This is a genomic window from Dactylosporangium sp. CA-052675 (assembly GCF_050947935.1).
Taxonomy (GTDB): Bacteria; Actinomycetota; Actinomycetes; order Mycobacteriales; family Micromonosporaceae; genus Dactylosporangium.
Genome location: NZ_CP192010.1, coordinates 7,382,729 through 7,406,230, shown reverse-complemented (window position 1 = coordinate 7,406,230; position 23,502 = coordinate 7,382,729). Strand labels below are relative to the sequence as shown.

Annotated in this window: 21 protein-coding genes; 11 read left to right on the top strand and 10 right to left on the bottom strand. The window is 75.2% G+C overall.

Going from position 1 to position 23,502, the window contains the following annotated elements:
• Window positions 1-3: 3 nt before the first annotated feature.
• The 7 genes from ACQP1P_RS32935 (at window position 4) to ACQP1P_RS32905 (ending at window position 7,830) form a co-directional block, all read left to right on the top strand.
• The gene (locus tag ACQP1P_RS32935; RefSeq protein WP_433076826.1) at window positions 4-1,539 is read left to right on the top strand and encodes an NAD(P)-binding domain-containing protein; all 1,536 of its coding nucleotides are present in this window, start codon (window positions 4-6) and stop codon (window positions 1,537-1,539) included.
• Complete coding sequence (locus tag ACQP1P_RS32930) at window positions 1,529-2,554, top strand: alpha-hydroxy acid oxidase (RefSeq protein WP_433076824.1); 1,026 nt, start codon at window positions 1,529-1,531, stop codon at window positions 2,552-2,554. Before ACQP1P_RS32935 ends, ACQP1P_RS32930 begins: the two co-directional genes overlap by 11 nt.
• Window positions 2,551-3,882: a cytochrome P450 gene (locus ACQP1P_RS32925; RefSeq protein WP_433076822.1), complete on the top strand. Its 1,332-nt coding sequence runs from the start codon at window positions 2,551-2,553 to the stop codon at window positions 3,880-3,882. The genes ACQP1P_RS32930 and ACQP1P_RS32925 overlap by 4 nt, the downstream gene beginning before the upstream one ends.
• The gene (locus ACQP1P_RS32920) at window positions 3,879-5,150 is read left to right on the top strand and encodes a cation:proton antiporter (RefSeq protein ID WP_433076820.1); all 1,272 of its coding nucleotides are present in this window, start codon (window positions 3,879-3,881) and stop codon (window positions 5,148-5,150) included. The genes ACQP1P_RS32925 and ACQP1P_RS32920 overlap by 4 nt, the downstream gene beginning before the upstream one ends.
• Before the next feature lie 78 nt (window positions 5,151-5,228).
• Window positions 5,229-5,840 carry a response regulator transcription factor gene (locus ACQP1P_RS32915; protein WP_433090200.1) on the top strand — a complete coding sequence of 204 codons (612 nt, stop codon included), beginning with the start codon at window positions 5,229-5,231 and terminating at the stop codon, window positions 5,838-5,840.
• Window positions 5,837-7,114, top strand: coding sequence for a sensor histidine kinase (locus ACQP1P_RS32910; RefSeq protein ID WP_433076818.1), 1,278 nt, complete (start codon window positions 5,837-5,839; stop codon window positions 7,112-7,114). Before ACQP1P_RS32915 ends, ACQP1P_RS32910 begins: the two co-directional genes overlap by 4 nt.
• Window positions 7,115-7,146: 32 nt before the next feature.
• Window positions 7,147-7,830, top strand: a complete 684-nt coding sequence (locus tag ACQP1P_RS32905) for a GOLPH3/VPS74 family protein (protein ID WP_433076816.1) — start codon at window positions 7,147-7,149, stop codon at window positions 7,828-7,830.
• Between the two features lie 14 nt (window positions 7,831-7,844).
• Here the strand turns inward: ACQP1P_RS32905 and ACQP1P_RS32900 are convergent, their stop codons facing one another.
• Genes ACQP1P_RS32900 through ACQP1P_RS32880 form a run of 5 tightly spaced genes read right to left on the bottom strand, consistent with a single transcriptional unit; the run spans window position 7,845 to window position 10,221 of the window.
• Window positions 7,845-8,375 carry a phage tail protein gene (locus ACQP1P_RS32900; RefSeq protein ID WP_433076814.1) on the bottom strand — a complete coding sequence of 177 codons (531 nt, stop codon included), beginning with the start codon at window positions 8,373-8,375 and terminating at the stop codon, window positions 7,845-7,847.
• 12 nt (window positions 8,376-8,387) lie between these two features.
• Window positions 8,388-8,879, bottom strand: a complete 492-nt coding sequence (locus ACQP1P_RS32895; RefSeq protein ID WP_433076812.1) for a phage tail protein — start codon at window positions 8,877-8,879, stop codon at window positions 8,388-8,390.
• A gap of 9 nt (window positions 8,880-8,888) precedes the next feature.
• Window positions 8,889-9,407 (bottom strand): phage tail protein, encoded by a 519-nt coding sequence (locus ACQP1P_RS32890; RefSeq protein ID WP_433076810.1) that lies wholly within the window; start codon window positions 9,405-9,407, stop codon window positions 8,889-8,891.
• Entirely contained in the window at window positions 9,404-9,874 is a 471-nt protein-coding gene (locus tag ACQP1P_RS32885; protein ID WP_433076808.1) for an N-acetyltransferase family protein, read from the bottom strand. The genes ACQP1P_RS32890 and ACQP1P_RS32885 overlap by 4 nt, the downstream gene beginning before the upstream one ends.
• Entirely contained in the window at window positions 9,871-10,221 is a 351-nt protein-coding gene (locus tag ACQP1P_RS32880; protein WP_433076806.1) for a DUF6916 family protein, read from the bottom strand. The genes ACQP1P_RS32885 and ACQP1P_RS32880 overlap by 4 nt, the downstream gene beginning before the upstream one ends.
• An 80-nt stretch (window positions 10,222-10,301) precedes the next feature.
• Between ACQP1P_RS32880 and ACQP1P_RS32875 the strand changes: the two genes are divergently transcribed.
• Together ACQP1P_RS32875 and ACQP1P_RS32870 are read left to right on the top strand one after the other, a co-directional pair.
• Window positions 10,302-13,583: a fibronectin type III domain-containing protein gene (locus ACQP1P_RS32875; protein ID WP_433076804.1), complete on the top strand. Its 3,282-nt coding sequence runs from the start codon at window positions 10,302-10,304 to the stop codon at window positions 13,581-13,583.
• An 83-nt stretch (window positions 13,584-13,666) separates the two neighbouring features.
• Complete coding sequence (locus ACQP1P_RS32870; protein WP_433076802.1) at window positions 13,667-14,539, top strand: ion transporter; 873 nt, start codon at window positions 13,667-13,669, stop codon at window positions 14,537-14,539.
• Here ACQP1P_RS32870 and ACQP1P_RS32865 read toward each other — a convergent pair.
• Complete coding sequence (locus ACQP1P_RS32865) at window positions 14,508-16,214, bottom strand: S8 family serine peptidase (protein WP_433076800.1); 1,707 nt, start codon at window positions 16,212-16,214, stop codon at window positions 14,508-14,510. The two genes, ACQP1P_RS32870 and ACQP1P_RS32865, sit on opposite strands and share 32 nt — an antisense overlap.
• 95 nt (window positions 16,215-16,309) lie before the next feature.
• Complete coding sequence (locus ACQP1P_RS32860) at window positions 16,310-16,630, bottom strand: hypothetical protein (protein WP_433076798.1); 321 nt, start codon at window positions 16,628-16,630, stop codon at window positions 16,310-16,312.
• Window positions 16,631-16,749: 119 nt separating this feature from the next.
• On the opposite strand from ACQP1P_RS32860, the gene ACQP1P_RS32855 reads away from it, so the two are divergent.
• Both ACQP1P_RS32855 and ACQP1P_RS32850 read left to right on the top strand, forming a co-directional pair.
• The gene (locus ACQP1P_RS32855) at window positions 16,750-18,402 is read left to right on the top strand and encodes a hypothetical protein (RefSeq protein ID WP_433076796.1); all 1,653 of its coding nucleotides are present in this window, start codon (window positions 16,750-16,752) and stop codon (window positions 18,400-18,402) included.
• A gap of 54 nt (window positions 18,403-18,456) precedes the next feature.
• Window positions 18,457-19,512, top strand: a complete 1,056-nt coding sequence (locus ACQP1P_RS32850; RefSeq protein WP_433076794.1) for a DUF3616 domain-containing protein — start codon at window positions 18,457-18,459, stop codon at window positions 19,510-19,512.
• A gap of 15 nt (window positions 19,513-19,527) precedes the next feature.
• Here ACQP1P_RS32850 and ACQP1P_RS32845 read toward each other — a convergent pair whose 3' ends face one another.
• From ACQP1P_RS32845 to ACQP1P_RS32835, 3 genes are all read right to left on the bottom strand, one after another.
• A complete protein-coding gene (locus ACQP1P_RS32845) occupies window positions 19,528-21,996 on the bottom strand; it encodes a transglycosylase domain-containing protein (protein WP_433076792.1) in 2,469 nt (822 codons plus the stop codon).
• A gap of 88 nt (window positions 21,997-22,084) precedes the next feature.
• A complete protein-coding gene (locus ACQP1P_RS32840) occupies window positions 22,085-22,246 on the bottom strand; it encodes a hypothetical protein (RefSeq protein WP_433076790.1) in 162 nt (53 codons plus the stop codon).
• A gap of 58 nt (window positions 22,247-22,304) precedes the next feature.
• A complete protein-coding gene (locus ACQP1P_RS32835) occupies window positions 22,305-23,489 on the bottom strand; it encodes a hypothetical protein (protein WP_433076788.1) in 1,185 nt (394 codons plus the stop codon).
• Between the last annotated feature and the right edge of the window lie 13 nt (window positions 23,490-23,502).

The window sequence follows — 23,502 nt, the reverse complement described above, 5'->3', positions numbered from 1 at the left end:
GTCGTGACGCTCGACTACCTGATCATCGGGGCCGGCCCGGCCGGGCTGCAGCTCGCCGCGCTGCTGCAGGCCGAGGGCCGCCGCGACTACCTGGTGCTGGAGGGCGCCGGGCGGCCGGGCGCGTTCTTCGCCCGGTTCCCGCGGCACCGGCAGCTGATCTCGATCAACAAGCCGCGCACCGGCACCGACGACCCCGAGCTGAACCTGCGCCTCGACTGGAACTCGCTGCTGAGCGACGATCCCGCGCTGCTCTTCACCCGGTACACGCCGCGGTACTTCCCCCAGGCCGAGGACTACCTGCGCTACCTGGCCGACTTCGCCTCGCGCCTGGACCTGCGGATCCGCTACGACACCAGGGTCTCGCGCGTCGCCTTCGCCGACGGCCTCTTCGACGTCGACGGCATCGCGGCCCGCCACGTCGTCGTCGCCACCGGGATGTCCAGGTCCTACGAGCCGCCGATCGAGGGCTACGAGCTGGCCGAGCACTACGCGGACATGCCGGTCGACCCGGACGACTTCACCGGCCAGCGGGTGCTCGTCATCGGCAAGGGCAACTCCGCGTTCGAGACCGCCGACGCGCTCATGGAGACCACCACCGTCATCCACGTGGCCGGCCCGAGCTCGGTGCACCTGGCCTGGCGCACGCACTACGTCGGGCACCTGCGCGCGGTCAACAACAACTTCCTGGACACCTACCAGCTCAAGTCCGCCAACGCGGTCCTCGACGGCCACGTGCGCCGCATCGAGCGGGACGCGGACGGCTACACGGTCACGTTCAGCTTCTCCCGGGCCGACGAGGTGGTGAAGCAGCTGCGCTACGACCGGGTGCTCGCGTGCACCGGCTTCCGCTTCGACGCCTCGATCTTCGACGAGTCGGCCCGCCCCGACCTGGCCATCAAGGACCGCTTCCCGCAGCAGACGAGCGCGTTCGAGTCGGTCAACGTGCCCGGGCTCTACTTCGCCGGGACCCTGACCCAGCAGCGCGACTTCAAGCGGGGGACCAACGGGTTCATCCACGGCTTCCGCTACGGGGTGCGGGCCCTGCACCGGATCCTGCAGGCGCGCCACCACGCCACCCCGTGGCCGGCGACGCCGCTGAAGGCCGGCCCGGAGGCGATCACCGACGCGATCATCGCGCGGGTGAACCGCAGCTCCGCGCTCTGGCAGCAGTTCGGGTTCCTCGCCGACGTCGTGACCGTCGAGGACGGGCAGGTGTCCTACCTCGAGGAGGTCCCGGTCGACTACGTGCGCGACGGCGGCCTCGGCGACCCGCCGCTGGCGCTGCTCACGACGCTGGAGTACGGCCCCGACCACGACAAGGTCGACCCGTTCGACATCAGCGTGCGCCGCATCGCGCAGGACGCCGCCGGGCAGGCGCACGACGCCGCCTACCTGCACCCGGTCGTGCGGGCGCTCCGCGGCGGCGAGGTCGTGGCCGTGCACCATCTCGCCGAGAACCTGGAGAACCGGTGGGACCGGCCGGAGGTCCACGTGCGGCCCCTCGCGGCGTTCGTCGCCCGGCAGCTCGATGTTCGCTGACCTGCGGGCCCGGGCGCGGGAGCAACTCGAACCCGCGCACCGGGACTACTTCGAGGGCGGCGCCGGGGACGAGCGGACCCTGCGCGCCAACACCGCCGCGTTCGACCGCGTCCGGCTCCGGCCGCGCGTCCTGCGCGCGACCGGCCCGCGGGACCTGCGCACCACCCTGTTCGGCACCGAGCTGGCCGCGCCGGTCCTCGTCGCCCCGACCGCGTTCCACCGCCTGGCCCACCCCGACGGCGAGGTCGCCACCGCCCGCGGGACCGCCGGCGCCGGCACGGTGCTGGTCGTCAGCATGGCCGCCACCACGCCCGTCGAGGCGATCGCCGCGGCCGGGGGACCGTGGTGGTTCCAGCTGTACCTCCAGCCGGACCGCGCCTTCACCGCCGCGCTCGTGCGCCGCGTCGAGGCGGCCGGCTGCCGGGCCCTCGTGGTCACCGCGGACTCGCCCGTGTTCGGCCGGCGCGAGCGCGACCACCGCAACCGCTTCCACGACCTGCCGCCCGGGCTGGCCTGCGAGAACCTGCGCGACGAGACCGGCGCGGTGCGGGACATCGCCATGGACGCGGCGCTCGGCTGGGAGGGCATCGCCTGGCTGCGCGGGATCACCGGGCTGCCGATCCTGCTCAAGGGCGTCCTGCACCCGGCCGACGCCGAGCTCGCCGTCGAGCACGGCGTGCACGGGTTGCTGGTGTCCAACCACGGCGGCCGCCAGCTCGACGGGGCGATCGCCACCATCGACGCGCTGCCGGCGGTCGCCGAGGCCGTCGGGGGGCGGCTGCCGGTGCTCGTCGACGGCGGGGTCCGGCGCGGGGCCGACGTGGTGGCCGCCCTCGCGCTCGGGGCCGACGCGGTGCTCGTCGGGCGGCCGGTGCTGTGGGGGCTCGCGGCCGGCGGGGCCGAGGGCGTGCGGCAGGTGCTCTGCCGGCTCTTCGACGACCTCGACCGGGCCCTCGCGCTCGTGGGCGCCCGCACCCCGGCCGACTGCACGCCGGACCTGGTGGCCGTCCGATGAGGTGGGTCCTGCTCGCCGTCCTCGCCGGCGCGCTGTGGACGGTGCCCCGCTGGCTGCCGTCGGCCGTCGTCGCCGTCCGCGAATGGATCTTCAGGCGGGTCAACGGGGAGGAGGGCATCCCGGTGCCGGGGCCGCTGGTCGCCGCCGAGCACTTCGAGCGCGTCTACGCCGACCCGGCCGCGGACGGGCGCAGCCGCGGCGCCGGCCTTTCCGACCTGTTCTGGTACTGGCTGGCCCCCGGCCCGCAGATGCACCAGGAGCACCTGGAGCCGGGGGAGCGCTACCGCCAGGTCGCCCGCACCACCCGCCGGGTCCTCGCGGTGCCGCACGCGCGCTGCGACGAGCTGGCCACGGCGGCCACCCGGCGCCGGCTCGACGCGCTGCCGCCCGGCCGCACCACCCACGTGCGCCTGCGGGACCTCATGATGCCGGTCTGGGCCGAGGTGTACTACGAGCTGGTCTTCGGCGAGCCCTGCCCGCCCGCGGCCCGGGACCTCATCGTGGCCAACGCCGACGACGTCGTCACCGCGCTCAAGGGCACCTCCCTGCGCCACCTCGACCGCCGCGACCGGCTCACCCGCTACCTGCTCGGCCGCGTCGAGGACGGCACCTGCCCGGTGGTGCTGCCCGGCGGGTTCAGCGCGCGGGAGACGGCGTGGTACCTGCAGGGCGCGTTCTTCAACACCGCCGTCGTGCAGATGTCCGAGGCGATGGCGCACGTGCTGCTCAGCGTCGCCCGGCACCCGCACCGGGCCCCGGACCCCGGCGACGACGCCGAGCTCGACCGGGCCGTCGACGAGACCCTGCGCGTGCACCCGCTCTTCGGCATCGCGCACCGCATCACCTCCGCGCCGATCGTCGTCGACGAGCGCGTCACGCTGCCCGCCGGCTCCGTGCTGCTGTTCAACTACCTCGCCTACCAGCGCACCGGACCGGCCGCCGACGACGTCTTCGACCCCGACCGGTGGCTGCGGTTGGCGAAGCAGGAGGCGCACTACATCCCGTACGGCGTCGCGGCCAACCGCGCCTGCCCGGCCCGCGGCGCCGCCCCCGTCATGCTGCGCGCGGCCACCCGCGAGGTGCTGCGCCGGTACATCCTCACCTCGGCCGCGGCGCACACGCGCTCGCTGCCGAGCCGAGGCCCCGCCTACCTCACGCCCGCCGGGGTCCGTGCCCCGGGCCGGATCCGGCTCGCCGCCCAGGCGTTCCGCGATCGCTGGGCGGGGGCCGGGCGCGCGCTGACGCAGCTGGTCTGCGGGACGTACATGGTCCTCGACGCCCGTCGTCAGCGGCTCTGCAGCACCTACTTCGAGGAGGCCCGCCCGTGACGCCCACCGAGCTCGCACCCGCCTTCTTCATCGCCGTCGCCGCGATCCTGATCTTCTGCAAGGGCGTGGCCTGGCTGCTGGGCAAGGCCGGGCAGCCGGCCGTGGTCAGCGAGATGCTCGCCGGGGTCCTGCTCGGCCCGTCGCTGCTCGGCCTGCTGCTGCCGGGGGTGGAGCACTGGCTGTTCCCGGCGCCACTGCTGCCGGTGCTGTACGTCGTGGGCCAGGTCGGCCTCGTGCTGTTCATGTTCCAGGCCGGGTACGCCTTCACCGGCCATCGCATCACGCGCGTCGCCGGGACGGCCGCCGCGGTCTCGGTGGCCGGGGTGAGCGCGCCGCTCGTGCTCGGCGTGCTGCTGGTCGTGCTCACCGACGGGCTCGCCCCGGTGCGCCGGGCGGGCACGCCGCTGGGCGTCACGGCCGCCTTCGTCGGCGTCGCGCTGGCCATCACCGCGTTCCCGATGCTCGCCCGGATCATCACCGAGCGGGGGCTGGCCGGCACCCGGTACGGCTCGCTCGCCCTGGCCAGCGGCGCGCTGGACGACATGGCCGCGTGGATCATGCTGGCGGTCGTGCTCGCCGCGGCCTCGGGCGAGCCCGGCCCGGCGATCGTCACCGGCGGCGGCGCGGCCGTCTTCGCGCTGGCCCTGTGGCTCGGCGGACGGCGCGCCGGCAACGCCCTGATGACCGGCGACCGCCTCGGCGAGCGGGGGCGGCTGCTGGGCACGGTCGCGCTGCTGTTCCTCGTGGCCTGGTACACCGACGTGATCGGCCTCTACGCCGTCTTCGGCGCCTTCGCGGCCGGCGTGGTCATGCCGCACACCGCCCGCACCGACAAGGTCGTCGAGACGCTCACCCCGATCGCGTCCGTCGTCTTCCTGCCCCTGTTCTTCACCTTCTCCGGCCTGCGGACCGAGTTCGGGCTGCTCGGCGACCCGGCGGTGCTGCTGTTCGCGGTCGCCTGCGTGGTGCTCGCCATCGCCGGCAAGTTCGGCGCCTGCTGGGCGGCGGCCCGGCTGCGGGGCGAGCCCGGCGCGGTGGCGCTGCGCATCGGCGCGCTCATGAACGCCCGCGGGCTGATGCAGCTCATCGCGCTCAACGTGGGGCTGGAGGCCGGCATCGTCGGCCCGTCGCTGTTCACCGTCCTGGTGCTCGTCGCCCTCGTCACCACGATCATGACCACGCCGCTGCTGAGCTGGATCGATCGACGGTCCGCGATTTCCGCAAGTGTTCCGGAAAGAGATAACCATCACTCCCCGGTCGCCCCTTGAGCCTGCCATTGTCATGGTGTGCGTGCCGTGGAACCCCCGCGGCTCCTGGTCGTCGAGGACGACGAGGAGCTCAGTGAGATGGTGACCGAGACGCTGGTCGACGAGGGCTACGTCGTCGACCGGGCGCACGACGGCCAGCGCGGGCTCCACTTAGGCCTCACCCGGCCCTACGACGTCATGGTCATCGACCGGCTGCTGCCCGCGCTCGACGGGCTCGACCTGGTCGCCCGGCTGCGCTCCCGCTCGGTGCCGGCCCGCGCGCTCATGCTCACGGCGCTCGGCACCGTCGGCGACCGCGTCGCCGGCCTCGACGCGGGCGCCGACGACTACCTGGTCAAGCCGTTCGACCTCGACGAGCTCAGCGCGCGCGTCCGGGCCCTGGTCCGGCGCACGCCGGCGCCGGCCGGGTCGCTGCGGGTCGGCGGCGGGCGGCTCGACCTCGTGGCCCGCGACGCCGTGCTGCCCGACGGCACCCGGGTCGCCCTGTCCGCGCGCGAGTTCGAGCTGCTGCGCGTGCTGGCGTCGCGGGCGCGGGCCGTCCACCCGCGCGCGGAGCTGCGGCGGCTGGTCTTCGACGAGGCCGCGGCCGCGTCGATCGTCGACACCTACGTCTACTACCTGCGCCGCAAGCTCGGCCGGCCGGTGGTCCGCACGGTGCACGGGCTCGGCTACCGCCTGGGCACGCTGTGAACGCCGCGGAGGAGATCCTCGTCCGCCGCGCGCGGCTGCGCCTCGGCCTCGGCGTCGGGCTGGCGATCACCGCGCTGCTGGCCCTGGCCGGCGGGATCTCCTACCTCGTGCTGGTGCGCGGCCAGGAGGCCCAGATCCGGCGGGAGCTGGCCTGGGGCGCGGCCAACGGCACCGTCCCCGGGCCGCCCGCCTGCAGCTGGGTCTTCTGGTACGAGCACGGCACCTTCCTCGGCGCCAACACCCCGCCCCCGCCCGGCCTGCCGGTGCGCGCCGACGCCGAGTCGGCCGCCGTGACCGGCCGCCCCCGCGACTCCCGCCTGACCCGCGACGGCACCAGCTACTACGTGCACACCGAGCGCCGCGGCGACCGCGTCGTCCAGGTCGCCTTCGACGCCCGCTTCCAGCTCTCCGACCGCCGGCACCTGCTGTTCGCCTTCACCCTGGCGGCCCTGGCCGGCCTGCTGGCCGCGGTGCTCACCGGCGTGCTCGTCGGCCGGCACGCGGTCGCCCCCCTGGTCGACGCCCTGGCCCGGCAGCGCCGGTTCGTCGCCGACGCCAGCCACGAGCTGCGCACCCCGATCGCCCAGGTCCACACCCGCGCCCAGCTGCTGGCCCGCCGCGGCTCGGCCTCCCGCGACCTCGCGCGGCTGGTGGCCTCGACCCGCCGCCTCGGCGAGATCGTCGACGAGCTGCTGCTGTCGGCCCGCCTCGCCGCGGCCCCGGACGGCCTGCCCGCCGTGGAGCCGGTCGACCTCGCCGCCCTCGCGGCCGATGCGGTCGCGGCCGAGTCGGACCTGGCCGCCGAGCGCGGGCAGACCATCACCGTCACGACCCCCGGCGGCCCGCTGCTCGTCTCCGGCATCGAGTCCGCCCTGCGCCGGGTGCTCAGCGAGCTGCTGGCCAACGCCCTCGCGCACCTGCCGCCCGGCGGCCGCATCGCGGTGACCGTGCGTCGCGCCGGCGGTCACGGGAACATCGCCGAGGTGACCGTCCGGGACACCGGCGCGGGCTTCGACCCGGCCGACGCCGAGCGCATCTTCGACCGGTTCCACCGCGGCCCCGGGGCGGGGGAGCGCCGCCACGGCCTCGGCCTGGCCCTGCTCCGCGAGGTCGTGACCGGCCACGGCGGCACCATCACGGCGTCCAGCGTCCCCGGCCACGGGGCCTCGTTCACGGTACGCCTGCCGATGCCTACGCTGGGTAGCCGGATCGCCCGCCCCCGCTGGCGCCGCCGGGGTGCCCCGGCCCCCGCGGGTCGCGGACCGGGGGCTTGACCCCTGGCGGGTACGCGCTAACGTCCCGAGGCATGGGTTCAGTAGCGTTGGCCGAGGAATTACTCCTGCTCGCCTACGACGACGAGTCGGGCCGGGCGACCGGTTCGACCATCGGCCTCGACCTGGGCATGGCCGCCGCCGTGCTGGTCGAGCTGGCACTGGCGGGCCGCATCGCCTACGTCGGCGGCGCCCTGGCGGTGACGAACCCCGCGCCGACGGGCGAGGCGATCGCCGACGAGGTCCTGACCCGCGTCGCGGCCGACACCCCGCACTCCCCGGCCTCCTGGCTGCAGCGCCTCCGCCACGGCCTGCGCGAGCGCGTGCTGGCCGACCTGTGCGCCCGCAACATCATCTGCGACGTCGACGAGACGACCGCGGACGGCTACATCCACCTGCACCGGTACCCGACGATCGACCCCTCGGTCGAGGCCGACGTGCGCGACCGGCTGAGCCTCGCCCTGATCGGCGACGATCAGCCCGACGAGCGCACCGCGGCCCTGGCGACCCTGGTCGCGGCCGTGCGCATGGAGCCGGCCCTGGGCCTGACCGGCGAGGACGTGCGGGCGGCGCACGCGCGGCTGGAGAAGATCTCCGACCACGCCGGCTTCACCGGGACGGTGAGCATGGAGGAGTCCTCGATCCGCCCGTCGGTCGCCCTGGTGGTCGCGGTCCTGGTCAAGGCCATCCAGACCGCCCTGGGCACCGCCAAGGCCTGACCGGCCCCGGCCGCTCACGGGCGCGGCGGGAAGATGCCCTGCAGCGCGATGATGAACGTCAGCGTGAGGTAGGGCGGCAGGTTCTCGTGCGGCTGCCCGCCGCCCGCCGGGGTCAGGGCCCCCGCCGCCATCGCCGTGCCGTCCGGGGCCGGCGCGTAGCCGTGGTCCAGCACGCGGCCCAGGTACGCCTGCGCCCAGGTCGCCCCGGCCGGGCTGTTGCGGTCGCCGCGCACCGCCGCGGCCCGGGCCGCGTGCGTGTGCTGGGGCAGCTCGGTCGCGGCCAGGGTCACGGTGGCGGCGCCGCCGGCCTGGCCCAGGTCGTACCGGGACAGGCCCGGGCCCTGGCCGAGCGAGACCGGCGTCGCGCCCTGCAGGTCCGGCAGCGCGAACGTCGTCGTGCCGTTGCCGCCGTAGGCGACGCCGAGCAGCGAGAACAGCGCGGGGTTCTGGGAGATCGGCACGAGCTGGCCGTTGCACAGCGCCCAGCCGACCGGCGCGTAGCTGCCCGCCCACATGCGGATCTCGCCGAGGAAAGGGTCCGACATCGAAACGCAGCCTCAGGGCCGGGACGGGAAGATGCCCGTCAGCGCGATTACGAAGGTCAGGGTCAGGAAGGGCGGCATGTTCTCGTGGGCCGAGCCGCCACCGGCCTGCGCCACGCACGCGCTGTCCAGGGCCGAGTCCGCGACCGGCGCGTAGCCGCCCGGCAGTGGGGCCCACACGTTGCTCGTGGGCGCGTTGCTGGTGCCGGTCGCGGCGGCCTGCGGTACGTGCGCGTGCACCGGCATCTGCGCCGGCGTCAGCGCGACCGTCTCCACGCCGCCGGCCGAGCCGAGCGCGAAGGCCGGCCCGGTATGCACGGCCCGGCGGCCGCGCAGGTCCGGCAGGGCGAAGGTGGTCGTGCCGTTGCCGCCGTAGGCCGTGCCCAGCAGCGAGAACAGCGCCTGGTTCGGCGCGATCGCCAGCAGCTGGCCGTTGCACAGCGCCCAGTCCTTGGGCGCGAAGGGGAAGGAGCAGAGGCGGATCTCGCCGAGGAACTGCTCGGTCATGCGGCGCTCCTAGGTCGGTGACGGGTAGATGCCGTTCAGCGCGATGATGTACCGGATCGTCAGGTACGGCGCGCGGTTCTCGTGCGGCTGCCCGCCACCGGCGCTCGTGAGCGCGGCGCCGTGCATCGGCACCCGGCTTGCCGGGTCGGCCGCGTAGGGCGTGTCCGGCATGGCGGCCCAGAACGCGCCCGCGGGGCTGTCGGCGGTGCCGCTCGCGGAGGCCGCGACCGGCTGGTGACCGTGCGCGGGCAGGTTCGCGACGGTGAGCGCGACCGCCTCCGCCCCGCCGGCCTCGCCGGGGACGCGCGGGCCGAGCCCCGGCCCGGTGCCCTGGTGGATCGGGGCGCGCCCGCGCAGGTCGGGCAGCGCGAACGTGGTCTGCCCGTCGCCGCCGAAGGTGGTCCCGATGAGGTTGAACAGCAGCTCGTACTCGGCGATGGCGAGCACCTGCCCGGCGCACTCCATCCAGCCGCTGGGGGCGTAGCTGCCCGCGAACATGCGGATCTCGCCCACGAACATGTCGCTCATGCGGCCCACCGCAGCGCGAGTCGCGGCCCGCCGCCGGCGTCGCGGGCGTCAGGGCGGAAGCCGAGCCGCTCGTACAGCCGCCGGGCCGGGTTCCCGGACACCACCCGCAGCTCGATCGCCCGGCCGAGCGCGGCCGCCTCGGCCTGCAGCCCGCGCAGCAGCGCCGTGCCGATGCCGGTGCCCCGCGCGCCGGCCAGCAGCGCGACGTCGAGCACGGTGAACGCCGCCGGGCCCCGGTCGAGGTACAGCCGCCCGACCGGCTCCCCGGCGGCCTCGACGACGCCGTCGACGGCCCGGGGCCAGGCCGAGCGGAAGTGCCGGCGCTGCGCGTCGAACTGCATGGCCAGCAACGCGGCCGTCCGCCCCGGGTCCCAGCCGAACCGCGCGACCTCCTCGTCCCGGCTCGCCGCGTGGACCGCCCGCAGGAAGGCGTCGTCGGCGTCGGTGGCCGGGCGGACCCGGATCATGCCGCCTCGCGGTTCACGACCGCCTCGAGCAGGCCCGGGCCGGGGCCGACGGGCGCGACGAAGAGGTCCACGGGCGCCAGATCCGGATGGTGTACCCGATACAGCCCGTCGCCCACGGCCGCACTCGTGGCGAAGCGCAGCGCGAAGGACCGCTCGGTGCCGGGCACGCTCGCGAGCGTCACGGCGTGCCGGGCGCCCGAGCCGTCGAGCGCCTCGAGCTCGAAGGCGGCCCCGGCCAGCGGCGCGAACCGGGACCGGCTCAGCGGCGGCAGCGTCGCCCGGGCCACGAGGGCGATCCCGGCGACCGCACCGGCCCCGGCCGTGAGCGCCTCTCGGCGGGTAACCATCGCATACCCCCACAGCGATTCGACTACCTAGCGTGCGCAGACTAACACCGCAAGTGTCTGAATCGGCTAGATTCTTGACCATGAGGACCAGGGTGGAGCAGCTGAGCCGGGCCGGTGTCGCGGTCCTGCTCGCCGCCGTCGCCGGCATCGCGTTCGCCCGTCCGGCCTACGCCGCCACGCACAGCGTGACGAGCACGCAGGACGCCGACGACCTCGGCGCCTGCGCGAACCCGGCGATCACGACCGGCACCGGCGCCGACGGCCAGCTGTCGCTGCGCGAGGCGGTCTGCCGGGCCCGCAACGCCGGCACGGGCACCGTCGCGGTCCCCGCCGGCACCTACACCCTGAGCCTCGGCGCCCTCGTCGTCGCCGGCGGGGCCGGCCCGGTGCACCTGACCGTGACCGGCGCCGGCCCCGGATCGACCGTCGTGGACGGCGGTGCGGCCGACCGCGTGTTCAACCTCGACCCGACCGAGGCCGGCGCCGTCGACGTCACCCTGTCCGGCCTCACGATCCGCAACGGCCGGGGGACCGACGGCGTGGGCGGCGGCGGCATCCTCGCGGGCGCGCCGGCCGCGGCCACCCCCGACTCGCTGACCCTCTCCGACTGCCGCGTCACCGGCAACGTCAACGACGCCTCGGCGAGCCGCACGAACGCGCCCGGCGGCGGCGTCGCCATGGCCGGCGGCAGCCTCTCGGTGTCGGACTGCACGTTCAGCGCCAACAGCTCCGGCAGCAGCCCCGGCGGCGGCGTGTACTTCTCCGCCCAGCACGCCACCGACTCCCTCACGATCGACGGCAGCACCTTCCGCGCCAACACGATGGCCAACGTCAGCGGGTCCGGCCCGGGCGCGGCCCCCGGCGGCGGCGCCGCGCTGGCCCTGCGCGCCGACGTCGCGGGCGGCTCGATGACGGTCACCGACACGACGTTCGACGCCAACACCGCCACCGGCAGCGGCAGCGGCGCCGACGCCCGCGGGGGAGCGGTCTACGTCCAGTCGGGCACCCCGGCGTTCACCCGCACCGTCTTCACCGCCAACACCGCCTCCGGCACCGGCGGCGCCCAGGGCCTCGGCGGCGCGCTGTACGTGGCCGGCAGCGCGAGCGTCACCTACAGCCGGATCACGGGCAACACGCCCGGCCTGTACCACGCGGGCGGCACGCTCACCGCGACGCGCGACTGGTGGGGCTGCAACGCCGGGCCCGGCGGCGGCGCGGGCTGCGACGCCGTGGTCGACGCGGCGGGCACGCTGACCGCGGCACCCGTGCTGCGGCTGGGCGTCGCGGTGGTGCCGGCGTCGATCCTCACCGGCGCCCCGGCGACGGCGACGGCGGGCTTCCTCACCGACTCGGCGGACGCGAGCGTGCCCGCCGGTGAGCTCGGCGCGCTCACCGGGGCCGCGGTGACCTGGTCCGCGACGGGCGGGACGCTCTCGGCCCAGCAGGGCGCTATCCAGCCCGGCACGGGCACCGCCACGGCCACGTTCACCGGCACGGCCACCGGCGCCGGCTCGGTGCGGGCGACCGTGGACGGCCAGGCGCAGTCCGGTGCGGTCGCGGTCCGCACGCCGCCGCCCGCCCCGGCCGCGGTGGGCGGGGCGGTCACCGGCCCGGGCATCGTCTCGGTGGCGTGGACCGCCCCGCCCGGCGGCGCCGACTCCTACCGGGTATACGCCTCCGACGGCTCCACCGTGGACTGCCCCGCGTCGCCGTGCGCCGTCGCGGGGCTCACGCCGGGCTCGCCGTACACCTTCACCGTCTCCGCCTTCGCCGCCGGGCTCGAGGGCCCCCGCTCGTCCGCGTCCGCCCCGGTGACCGCGCTCGACGTGCCGGCCGCGCCCGGGCCGCCCGCCGTGGCCGTGGCCGGGGACCGCTCGATGAGCCTGACGTGGACCGCGCCCGCCCCGCCGGTCACCGGCTACGGCGTCGAGATGTCCGAGGACGGCGGCGCGTTCACGGCGGTGCCCACCGGGGACTGCGCCGCCCCCGCCACCGCGTCGTGCTCGATCTCGGGCCTCACCGCGGGCGCCTCCTACCGCTTCCGGGTCACCGCCCGCAACCAGGCCGGCGCCGGCGTCGCGTCCGCGGCCTCCGCCGCGACCGTCGCCGTGGCGGCCCCGGGCGCCCCGGCGATCGGCCCGGTCAGCGTCAACGGCTCCGGCACCGTCTCGGTGACCTGGACCGGGCCGGGCGGGACCGTCGACGGCTACCGGGTGCACGTCTCCGGCGGGTCCACGGTGGACTGTGCCGCGTCGCCGTGCACGGTCCCGGGGCTGAGCGCCGGCGTGCGGTACACCTTCGCGGTCTCCGCCCTTCGCGGTGGCGTCGAGGGCACCCTCTCCGCCGCGTCGAGCCCGATCACGGCCCTGGCCGCCGCGACGCCGCCGGCGATCGCGAGCGCGGCCCCGGCCGATCGCGGGGCCGTGGTCACGTGGAACCCGCCGGCCTCGGCCGCGGGCGTCACGGGCTACACGGCCACCGCCCAGCCCGGCGGCGCGAGCTGCGACGCGGCGGCGGACACGTGCTCGATCACCGGCCTGGCGAACGGCACCCGATACACGATCACCGTGGTCGCGCACTCACCGGCCGGCGACTCCGCGCCCAGCGCCCCGGCGACGACGACCCCGGGCGTGGCCCCGGGCGCCCCGGCGGCCGTGACCGCGGTGGCGGGCATCGCCTCGATCACCGTCTCGTGGACGGCGGGCACCCCGGGCTCGGGCATCGCCGGCTACGTCGCGACCGCGACGCCGGGCCCGGCCACGTGCCAGACGCGCAGCGCCACGGACACCAGCTGCGTGCTCGGGGCCGAGGGTGGCCGGTCGTACACCGTCACGGTCGTGGCCAAGGGCGTGCACGGCGGCGACTCGGCCGCGAGCCCGCCCTCGGCGGCGGTCGCGCCGACGACCCCCGCCCCGCCCGCGACCGTGCCCGACACCCCGCTGACGCTGGCGACGGACCAGGGCCCGGCCGGCACCGTCCCGCCCGGCAAGCGCATCGTCGTCACGGGGCACGGCTTCGCCCCCTACTCGACCGTGACGGTGACGGTGTACTCCACCCCGACGGTCCTGACCACGGTGACCGCGGACGCGAACGGCGACTTCTCGGCCCCGGTGACGGTACCGGCGGACCTGCCCGCGGGGGAGCACGCCTTCGTGGCCCTCGGCACCGGCCCGGACGGCACCGCGCACACCCTGAAGCTGGCGCTGACCGTCCGGCCCGCGGCCGCCACGCCACCGGCGACGCCACCGGCCCCGGCGCCGGGCACCCTGCCGGTCACCGGGGCCGCGCTGAGCCTGATGCTGCTGACCGGCCTCGGCCTGGTCCTGGCCGGCGCGACCGTGCGGCTGCTCGCCCGGCGCTGAGGCCGCGACCGGACCCCGCGGCGCGTCCGCCGGGCGGAGGGCACGAAGCCGGGCGGCACCGGCACTGTGTAGGCTGCCGCCCCGTGGAAAACAGTCCGGCGGGGCGGGTCGCGGCCGTGTGCCGCGGGCTCGTCGCCGCGCCGTGGTTCAACGCCGCGTCGTTCGCCGTGATCGTGCTCAATGCGGCCACGCTGGGCCTGGAGACGTACCACGGCGTCGTCGACGAGGCCGGTCCGGCGTTTCACGTGCTGGAGTACGTCTTCCTCGGCTGCTTCTCGCTCGAGCTGCTGATCCGCTTCGCCGCGAACGTGAAGGGCTTCGCGCGCGACCGGTGGAACCTGTTCGACCTCGCGATCATCCTCGCGCCGCTGGTCCCGGGCGTGCGCGAGAACGTGACGCTGCTGCGGCTGCTGCGCCTGGCCCGGATCGTGCGCGCGTTCCGGCTCTTCCCGAGCCTGCGGGTGATCCTCGTCGGCATCCGCCGCAGCCTGCCGGGGCTGGGCAGCTTCCTGCTCATCACGCTGCTCGTGCTCTACGGCTACGCCATGATCGGCTGGATGCTCTTCGGCACCGCGTACCCGCAGGAGTACGGCACCGTCGGGCAGGCCATGCTGTCGCTGTTCCTGCTGCTGTCCCTGGACGGCATCACCGACACGCTGCGGGCCGGGCGCGAGGTCACCGAGTGGGGCGTCCTGTACTACCTGTCGTACATGATCACCGCGTCGTACCTGCTCACCAACCTGCTCGTCGGCGTGGTCCTCAACGCGCTGCAGGAGGCGCACGAGTCGGAGAAGCAGCCGCCGCCCCCGGTGCACAAGGGCATCGAGGAGCGGCTGGCGGCCCTGCGCGCGGCCCTGGAGGACCTCGAGCGCGAGTACCGGGCGCCGGAGCCGCCCCGCGAGGAGACGGCCCCGGCTCCAGTGCTTAGTGGTGCTCCCACCAGGCGTGGGCGGTGACCGCGGCGTAGGCGTCGACGATGCCGTGGCCGTAGAAACCGTTGAACTGCTTGCTGCCCTCGCAGGTCGCGTCGAACTCGGCCGAGCGGCCGACGTTGACGTAGGACACCGTGCGCGGCTCGGGGCACGCGTGCTCCGCGGCCGTGCTGAGCAGCAGGTACTCCACCTTCCAGGGCTCCAGGCCGAAGCCGCCCCGGCCCTGCTTGGTGCCGTGCGCGCTGACGATCAGCGCCGCGACGCCGGCGGCGTGCGGCGAGGCCATCGAGGTGCCCTGCAGGTACGTGTAGTACCCGCACTGCCCGGCCGCGGTGCACTGCTTGAAGACGGAGTCGGCGAACTCGGGCAGGACGTTGCCGTCCGCGTCGACCGAGCCCTCCTCCTGCAGGACCTTCTTCGGGTACGTGGACAGGATCTCGTTGCCCGGGGTCCGGTAGGTGTCGGTGCCCAGGCCGTCACGGAAGTAGCCGCCCGGTGCCGAGACGGCGGTCCGCTCCACCCCGTAGTCGGAGTAGTCGGCCTTGTTCAGCGACGGGCCGAGCGCGGACACGCTGAGGACGAAGGGGCCCTCCGTCGGCAGGTCCCAGCACGAGCTGTTCTGGATCGGCCGGTCGTAGGCCGAGTCCGCCGGGTAGTCCGGGCTGGAGATGTCCGTGCGCGGCTTGCCCTTGTCCTCGTGGTTGTTGCCCAGCGCGCTGATCAGGGTCACACCCTTGGTGTGCGCATAGGTGAGGGCGCGGAACATCGCCTTGATGGTGGTGCGCTGCTCCGCCTGCGCGGCCGGGGAGTCGGCCGGGTTGCCGAGGCAGTTGTACGCCCACGGGTCGACGTAGAACGACATGTTCACCACGTCGACGCCGTTGTTGGCCGCGTGCACGAGCGCGTTGACGACCGGCTCCAGGAAGAAGTACCCGGAGTCCTGGCCGCCCTTGAGCTCGACCAGCGACACGTTCGGCGCGACACCGGAGACGCCGATGCCGTTGGCCGCCGCGCCGATCGTGCCGGCGACGTGCGTGCCGTGGCCGCCGTCGTCGGTGCCGACCGGGTCGAGGCAGCTCGCGACCTCGCACGGTCCGTCGATGTCGGGCATGTCCTTCGCGAAGTTCTTCGACAGCGCCCAGTTGAAGTTCGGGGCGATGTCGGGGTTGGACGCGTCCACGCCGGTGTCGAGGATGCCGACGGTCACGCGCTTGTCGCCCGCGTTGACCTTGCGCGCCTTGTCCGACTTGACGGCCGTGAGGCCCCACAGCTTGTCGTCCAGCGGGTCCATCCCGGCCGTGGCCGGCTTCTTGCCGCCGCCCCGCTTCGCGGCCGCGGCCGCCTGCTGGGCCTCGCGCTCGACCTCGCCCGGCTGTTGCTTCTTCGGGGCCCGGCCGATCACGGTCTTGCGCGTCGCCCCGACGAGCCCGGCCGTGTTCGCGGCCTTCTCGACGAAGCCGTTCTGCGGCGCGACGACCGTGAACATGCCCACGTCACTCGTGCTGCCGGTCACCTTGCCGCCGGCCTTGACGATGGCGGCGGTGGCGTCGGCCGTGGAGACGTTGTCCGCGGCCACGACCGTGTACTCGGTCGTGGCCCCGGCCTCGGCGTTGGCGGGGGCCGACACCAGGCCCGCCGCCGTCAGCGTCAGCGACGCGGTGAGCACCGCGGCGCCGGTGAGCTTCCTTCTGTATCCCACATAACCTCCCTGGTCGAGGGAATGGGGACCATGGAACCGGAGACCCACCCGCCGACGGAACCCTCGCTGCCCGATTCCGCGAATGCGAGGGTGAATTACAGGTAGGCGATCGTGGTGCCGACGATCTCGGTGTTGAGCGGGCACCGGGCGATCGACGTGTCGCGGCCCGGGCCGTAGACGAGCGATCCGTTGGCGTAGATGTCGTGCCCGGTGCCCAGGCGCTCGCAGGTCAGCCGCAGGTACCAGCGCTCGGCGAGCGTCGTGGTGCACGTCGCCGACATCTGGTTGAGGGACAGGTTGGAGCCGTAGACGCAGCCGGTGACGGCGGCCGCGGCGGGCTGGGCGTCGAGCGCGACGGCGGCGGCCCCGGCCAGGAGCGCGGCCGCGGCGATGGTGCGGATCCGGCGGAGATCCATTTGTCCTCCTCGATTGATGGGGGTGGACCGAGCCTATGGAGCCGGACGCCCGCCGGAGTCTCATCCGAGTCTCATCGGTTCCCGGCCCGAACGCATCGGCGCCGCGCTATCGTCCAGGGATGCCGAGCGGCTTATCGAGGCTCGCCGAAGCGTGCGCGACGCCCGGGATCGTCAATCTCACGGGCCCGCTGGGCGTGGGCAAATCGCGGCTGTTGGCGGAGTTCGCCAGGGATCGTCCGGGTCTGCGCCGACCGTGGATCTTCGACGCGACCGACAGCGAGCCCCGCATCCGCGCCGCGCGCCGCCGCCTCCAGCGCGCCCCGGCCGGCACGGTGGCGATCGTCGCCTCCCGCCGGCCCCTCGCGGCCCGGCCGGCCTGGGGCGGCGACCCGGTCACCCTCGTCGAGCTCGCCCCGTGGCCGCCGGAGGCGATCCGCGCGCTGGTCGCCGACGATCTCGCCGTCCGGCTCGCCGGGGGCATCCCGCTGCTCGCGCGGGCCGTCGCCGGGGCGCTGCTGGCCGGCGCCGACCGCGCGCCCGGCCCCCTCGCCGCCGCGGCCGCGCCCGTGCTGCTGCACCGCCTGCGCGGCGAGGCACCCGACCTGGACGCCGAGGGCCTGTCGGTGCTCGCCACCGTCGACGGCGCCGACGAGGAGCTGCTCGCCGCGCTGGCCGGCACCTCGAGCCGCGCCTTCGACACGCTCGCCCGGCTCAGCGTGGTCCGCGCCGACGCCCACGGCCTCGCCGTCGTGGAGCCCTTCCGGTTCGTGTTCGACTGGGCGTACCGCTGGCGCAGACCGAACCGGCGACGCCGGCTGGCGGCCAGGGCGGTCGCTCGCCGCCACGGCCAGGTCGCGCGGGCCGGCGACGCGAGGCTGCGGGCCCGGCTCGCCGAGCAGGTGCTCTTCCTCGCCGCCCGCCCCGGCTTCCGCGCCGACCTCTTCGCCGAGCCGCCCGGCCCGATGCGCGTGCGGCCCGGCACCGCCGCCGACGCCGGCGCCATGGGCCGCCTGACCCGCCAGTGGGCCGCGACCGAGGGCCTCGACCACCGCGGCGCCGACCGGATGCTCCAGCGCTGGCTCGACGGCGCCGAGCACGGCTTCCACATGCTCGTCGACGGCGAGGACCGCCCCGTCGGCATGGTCAACCTCACCCCGCTCGGCGCCGGCCCCGCCCCGGTGCTCGAACCCCTGCTCCAGCAGCACGCCAAGGCCGCCGCCGGCCGCGGGGCGCTGGTCGGGATGATGGCGGTCGAGGAGGGGTTCACCCGCTTCCAGCCGCTGCTGGTGCGGCAGGTCCTGGTGCAGGGCATCGCGAACGGACGGCTGATCGTGTCGACGCCGTGGCAGCCGTACCAGCAGATGTGCGCCCGCTTCGGCCTGCGCCGCCTCGGCACGACCCGCGACGACCTCTACCGCTGCGGCCGCGCCAACGCCGTCTACGCCCGCGCCTTCCGCCCCGCCCAGCTGCCCGCGTGGCTGACCGGCCTGCAGGCCCCGCCCGAGCCGGAGCCGGACCTCGCCGCCGTGCGCTCGGGCCTGGAGCGCCTCCGGGCGGGCCGGCCGGCACCCCCGGAGCTGACCGCCGCGATCCTGGCCCTGGCCGCCTCGGCCTCGCCGACGGACCGTGAGTCGGCGGCGGTGCTGCACGAGTACTACCTGCGCGGCACGGGCGGCCACGACCTGGTGGCGCATCGCCTGCACCTGAGCCGGGCGACGTACTTCCGCCGCCTGCGCCAGGGCCTCGAACGCATCGCCGACCTGCTGCGCTAGGGGGATCCGCCCTACGTGATCATCCCGATGTCGCGGCGATGTCACGATGAGCGGGTGACAGTCGAACGAACCGTGCGGTTGTACCTCGGCGAGCGCTCCCGCGCCGCGACCACGCACACCAACCTCTCGGCCGTGCGCGCCGACGGGCCGATGCTCTGGGTCGCCGGCGACGAGACCGCCACGATCGAGCGGCTCGTGGCCGACGACCCCCTCGAGCCCGGTCGCTACACCGACGAGACCAGCTACCGCCTGGCCGACCTGGTGCCGCTGCCCGGCGCCGACGCCGACGAGGAGGCCGACATCGAGGGCCTGGCGCGTTCGGGGCCGTTCCTGTGGGCCGTCGGCTCGCACAGCCTGCGCCGCAAGCAGATCAAGGCCCACCACGACGGCGCCAAGCCGCTCAAGCGGCTCGCCCGGGTCGAGGGGCAGGACAACCGGCAGATCCTGGTGCGGCTGCCGCTCGCCGGCGGCGAGCCGGTGCCGTGGGTGGACACCGAGGCGGGCCGGCAGCACGCGGCGATCCTCAGCGGCGAGGACAACCTGCGCAACCTGCTGCGCGACGACCCGCACCTCGCGCCGTTCCTGCCCATCCCCGGCAAGGACAACGGGCTGGACATCGAGGGCATCGCGGTGCACGGCGAGCGGGTGTACCTGGGCCTGCGCGGGCCCGTGCTGCGCGGCTGGGCGGTCGTGCTGGAGCTGCGGCCCTACGCCGGGCCCGACGCCCCCCAGCGGCTGCGCCTGCGTCCGTTCGAGGACGGCCGGCGCTACCGCAAGCACGTGCTCGGCCTCGACGGCCTCGGCATCCGCGACATGTGCCCGGACGGCGACGACCTGCTGCTGCTCGCGGGCCCGTCGATGGACCTGGACGGCCCGGTGCGCCTGTACCGCTGGCACCACGCCGCCCGCGCCGCCGCCCCGCAGGTGGTGCGCGGCGACGCGGTGCGGCGCGAGCTCGACCTGCCCTACGGCGAGGGCGACGACCACGCCGAGGGCATCACGCTCGTGGGGCCGCCGGAGCACCGGCGGCTGCTCGTGGTGTACGACAGCCCGGCCCCGTCGCGCCTGCCCGCCGACGGAGCCGTGCTCGCGGACCTGGTGAAGCTGTAGGGCCCGCCGGGTGGGTCAGCGGCGGCGGGTCGGCCCCGGCCGGTTCGGGTTCTGGCCCGGGTCGCCCGGTCCGGGCCAGCCCGGGAAGCCGGGCACGCTCGGCTGCGGCGACACCCCGGTGCCGACGTCCTTGTTGCCGGTGATCGGCGCCCGCGGGAACTTGATCTTCGGCATGTTGACCTTGGTCAGGGCCGAGTCCATGAAGTCGGCCCAGATCGGGCCGGGCAGCTTGCCGCCGATGATGTTGTTGCCGCTGCGGTCCTTGATGGCGACCTCCTTGTCCTTGTTGCCGACCCAGACCGCGGCGGCCAGCCCCGGCGCCTTGCGGCCCGGGTCGTAGGGCACGAAGCCGCCCATCCACGCGTGCGCGTTCGACGTGGTGTTGCCCAGCTGCCAGGTGCCGGTCTTCCCGGCGAGCTGGTACCCGTGCGGCGACTTCAGCCCGTAGTGCTGCGGCACGCCGGTGAGCACCTGGGCCATGTTGTCGGCCATCTGCTCGGAGAAGCCGGGGATGCGGGTGCCCTTGAGGACCTCGCCGTAGGTCTTGCGGTCGCCGGTCCACACCTCCTTGAGGAAGTGGGTCCTGAAGGCGGTGCCGCGGGCCGCGAAGGTCGCCAGGCCGCCCGCGTGGTCGAGGACGGTGATCGGGTACTGCCCGAAGCCCACCTCCTCCTGGAAGTACTTCGGGGCGACGTCGGCCCCCTTGAGCTTCTCGAGGTCGATGCGCTGCGGCTGGTCCTGGCCCTGCACCGTCGCCCACATGTTGCGGATCCCGGCCGCGCGGGCCGTGTCGATCACCCGGGCCGGCGTGAGCTGCAGCGTGATCGCGTAGAAGGGCACGTTCAGCGACTGGACCGTGACCTCCTCCAGGGTGCACCACTTGCCGGAGCCGGACTTGCACTCCGGTTCGACGCCCTCGGTCGCGTTCTTGACCTGGTTGTGCTTGGCCGCCGTACGCCCGGGGAAGTCCTGCGGCACCCCGTTCCACATCGAGTCGATGGAGTAGCCGGCCATCAGCGCGGACGCGAGGGTGTAGACCTTGAACGTCGAGCCCGGCGGGTGCCCGCCGCCGCAGCTCGGGCCGCCGGTGCCGAGCACCGGGTCGGCGTAGTAGCTCGCGTAGTCGCAGCCGTTGCCGTCGTCGCCGCCGTAGTAGGCCTTCACGCCACCGTTGCCGGGCTCGACCGCCACGAGCGCGGCCTGCAGGTTCGGCGGCTGCTTCTCCATGTTGGAGCCCTTGGCGCGGCTGGCCTTGCTCACCGCGATCTGCTGGATGTCCTTGTCGACCGTGGTCACGATCTTCAGGCCGCCGTTGCGGATCTTGTCGAAGTTCTTCTTGCCGTCGGCGTCGGTGTCCTCGTAGAGCGGCTGGCCGGTGCGCGGGTCGGTCAGCGCCGCGACCTCGCCGAGCACGTGGTGGATGATGAGGCCCTCGGGCTTGCCGAGGTTCTGCCGCGCGACCGCCCGCTCCCGCGCCTGCGCCGGCGTGATGACGTTGTCCGGGAACCGCATCCGGGCGTCGGCCTCGGCCGCGGGCACGAACTTGAGCTCGATCATCTGGTCGCGGACGTAGGCGAACCGCTTCTGCGACTGCGCCTTGTCGATGTTGGGGTCGAACGGGGAGCCCTTGCCGCTGCCCTCCGGGTTCTTGATCAGCGCGGCGAGGAGCATGGCCTCGTTCGTCTTGAGCTCCTTCGCGGACTTGGCGAAGTAGGCCTGGGCGGCGGCCTCCACGCCGTAGGCGCCGCGGCCGAAGTAGACGATGTTGAGGTACATCGTCATGATCTCGTCCTTGCTGTACTGCTGGTTGAGCTTCAGCGCGATGACCGCCTCGCGGAGCTTGCGCGCGTAGGTGACGCCCTCGAGATCGGCCCAGCGGCGGGCGTACTGCTGGCTGATCGTCGAGGCGCCCTGCCGGTCACCCCCGGAGACGTTGTTCCAGGCGGCTCGCACGACGCCCCGGTAGTCCACGCCGTCGTTGGTGTAGAACGTGTTGTCCTCGGCCGCGACCACCGCGTGCTGCATGTCGGGCGGGATGTCCTTGAACGCCAGGGAGGTGCGGTTCTCCCCGATGCTGCCCATCGGCGTCTGGCCGTCGGCGAAGTAGATCGTGGTCGACTCGGCCAGCGCGATGTCCTCCGGCAGCGCGACCTTGTCGAAGTAGTAGGTGCCCGAGACCAGGCCGATGCCGGTGACCAGGATGAACGCGGCGATCGAGGCGATGAGGACGTTGCGCCGGCGTCTTCGCTTCGCCCGTGCCCCGGCCCGGCCCGCGCCCGAGCCACCGGGGGCGGGCGAGTCGCCCACCACTGCCGAGCCTGCCACCACTGCCGAGCCTGCCACCACTGCCGAGCCCGCCACCGCTGCCGAGCCGCCCACCGCGGCCCGGCCGACCGGCACGCCGGCGCGCCCGGCCGGCGGGCCGCCGGGAACGCGGGCCCGCCCGGATACCGGCCCGCCCATACCGTTGGCGTCCTGCTCCATGCGGCCGAGCGTACGGCCCGGGGTCGATCCCGGCGACCCCCGTCATCATCGGTGACCGCCGACTCAACGGACCGCTACGGGCCGGGCCTCAGGCGGCGACCGGCACCTGGGCCTCGGCCCGCGCCGCGTCCTCCGCGTCCTGCGCGCGCTCCTTGCGCAGGCCGCCCGCGAGGTACGTGACCAGCGCCGGCAGCGGCAGCGCCCCGCCGAACCCGGCCACCGCGGGCCATCCGCCCAGGTGCCAGGCCACGGTGCTCAGCTGCGCGCCCTGAACTCCGGTGGCCGTTCTGCCGACGAAGGCGGGGCGGTCACCGGCCGGCCCGGGCCGAGCGCTCGCCGACCCGCAGCAGCGGCCCCCGCACGGCGAGCCCGGCGACCAGCGCCAGCACCGCCCCCGTGGCCCCGCCGGCCCCGACGAGCCACCAACCGGCCACGGCGGTCACCGCGAGCGCCACCGCGCCGCTGAGCGTGGAGCGGGCCCGGGCGCGGTCGTCGCCGCTCTCCACCACGAACCCGGCCCAGGTGACGGCGGTGTAGACGGCGATCTCCGCGGCGACGGCCGCGACGAGCAGCGGCCCGCTCGGCCCCCACGCCAGCAGCGCCGCGGTGCCGGCCGCGCTCACGCCCGCCCCGGCCAGGGCCGCGCCGAGGGCCACGCGGCGCACCAGCGCGGCGGCCGCCCCGGGGTGCGCGCCCAGCCAGGCCGAGAGCCGCGGCTGCCACAGCCGCAGCAGATAGCCCCACAGCACCCCGGCCGCGCCCGAGACGAGCATCGCGACGTAGAAGGCGCTGATCTGCGGGGCCGGGACGCGTCCGGCCTGCTCGGCGTACAACACCGGGACCCCGGCCAGCGCGACCGCCTCGCCGGCCGCGAGCAGGCCCACCGCCCGCAGCGCCCCGAGCGCCTCGGCCCGCGGCACCGCCGGGCGCACCGGCACCGTGCGCCACAGCGCGGCGAGCAGCACGGCGGTGACGAGCCCGGCGGTCGCGGTGAGCACGCCGAGGATCACCCCGACGCCGGCCCCGGCCAGCAGCGCCAGGGCGACCGCGACGCCGTAGCCGGCCCCGATCGTGGCGAACGCGGCGGCGTCGGCGCGGGCCGCGCCGCGCAGCCGCCACAGCCCGACGAGCACGGTGGCCGTGCCGGTGCCGGTGTAGAGCGCGGCCGCGGCGGCGTAGGTGACCGCGGGGTGGCCCGGGGCCAGCAGCGCCACGGCGGCCCAGCCCAGCAGCGCGGCCGCGAACGGGGCCAGGGCGAACCACACGAACAGCGGCTCCAGCCGCCGGCCCCCGGGGGCGCCGACGAGCACGAGCGCGGCCCGCTCGGTGCCCCCCGACAGCGCGAACAGCCAGCTCATCACCCCGGTCGCGGCGGCGTAGGCGGCGAAGGCGACCGGGCCCCAGGCGGCCAGCAGCACGACGCCGGCCGCCCACTGCGCGATCCGCGCCGTGCCGCGCCCCGCCACGAGCAGCGCCACCGTTCCCGCACGCATCCCTATATTTAAG

Coding starts and splice junctions, on each gene's coding strand:
- ACQP1P_RS32900 (WP_433076814.1), bottom strand. CDS start 8,375: ATGTCGGACCCTTTCCTCGGCGAGATCCGCATGTGGGCGGGCAGCTAC.
- ACQP1P_RS32915 (WP_433090200.1), top strand. CDS start 5,229: ATGGTGACCGAGACGCTGGTCGACGAGGGCTACGTCGTCGACCGGGCG.
- ACQP1P_RS32855 (WP_433076796.1), top strand. CDS start 16,750: ATGCCGAGCGGCTTATCGAGGCTCGCCGAAGCGTGCGCGACGCCCGGG.
- ACQP1P_RS32925 (WP_433076822.1), top strand. CDS start 2,551: ATGAGGTGGGTCCTGCTCGCCGTCCTCGCCGGCGCGCTGTGGACGGTG.
- ACQP1P_RS32835 (WP_433076788.1), bottom strand. CDS start 23,489: ATGCGTGCGGGAACGGTGGCGCTGCTCGTGGCGGGGCGCGGCACGGCG.
- ACQP1P_RS32845 (WP_433076792.1), bottom strand. CDS start 21,996: ATGGAGCAGGACGCCAACGGTATGGGCGGGCCGGTATCCGGGCGGGCC.
- ACQP1P_RS32895 (WP_433076812.1), bottom strand. CDS start 8,879: ATGACCGAGCAGTTCCTCGGCGAGATCCGCCTCTGCTCCTTCCCCTTC.
- ACQP1P_RS32875 (WP_433076804.1), top strand. CDS start 10,302: ATGAGGACCAGGGTGGAGCAGCTGAGCCGGGCCGGTGTCGCGGTCCTG.
- ACQP1P_RS32890 (WP_433076810.1), bottom strand. CDS start 9,407: ATGAGCGACATGTTCGTGGGCGAGATCCGCATGTTCGCGGGCAGCTAC.
- ACQP1P_RS32860 (WP_433076798.1), bottom strand. CDS start 16,630: ATGGATCTCCGCCGGATCCGCACCATCGCCGCGGCCGCGCTCCTGGCC.
- ACQP1P_RS32930 (WP_433076824.1), top strand. CDS start 1,529: ATGTTCGCTGACCTGCGGGCCCGGGCGCGGGAGCAACTCGAACCCGCG.
- ACQP1P_RS32880 (WP_433076806.1), bottom strand. CDS start 10,221: ATGGTTACCCGCCGAGAGGCGCTCACGGCCGGGGCCGGTGCGGTCGCC.
- ACQP1P_RS32905 (WP_433076816.1), top strand. CDS start 7,147: ATGGGTTCAGTAGCGTTGGCCGAGGAATTACTCCTGCTCGCCTACGAC.
- ACQP1P_RS32885 (WP_433076808.1), bottom strand. CDS start 9,874: ATGATCCGGGTCCGCCCGGCCACCGACGCCGACGACGCCTTCCTGCGG.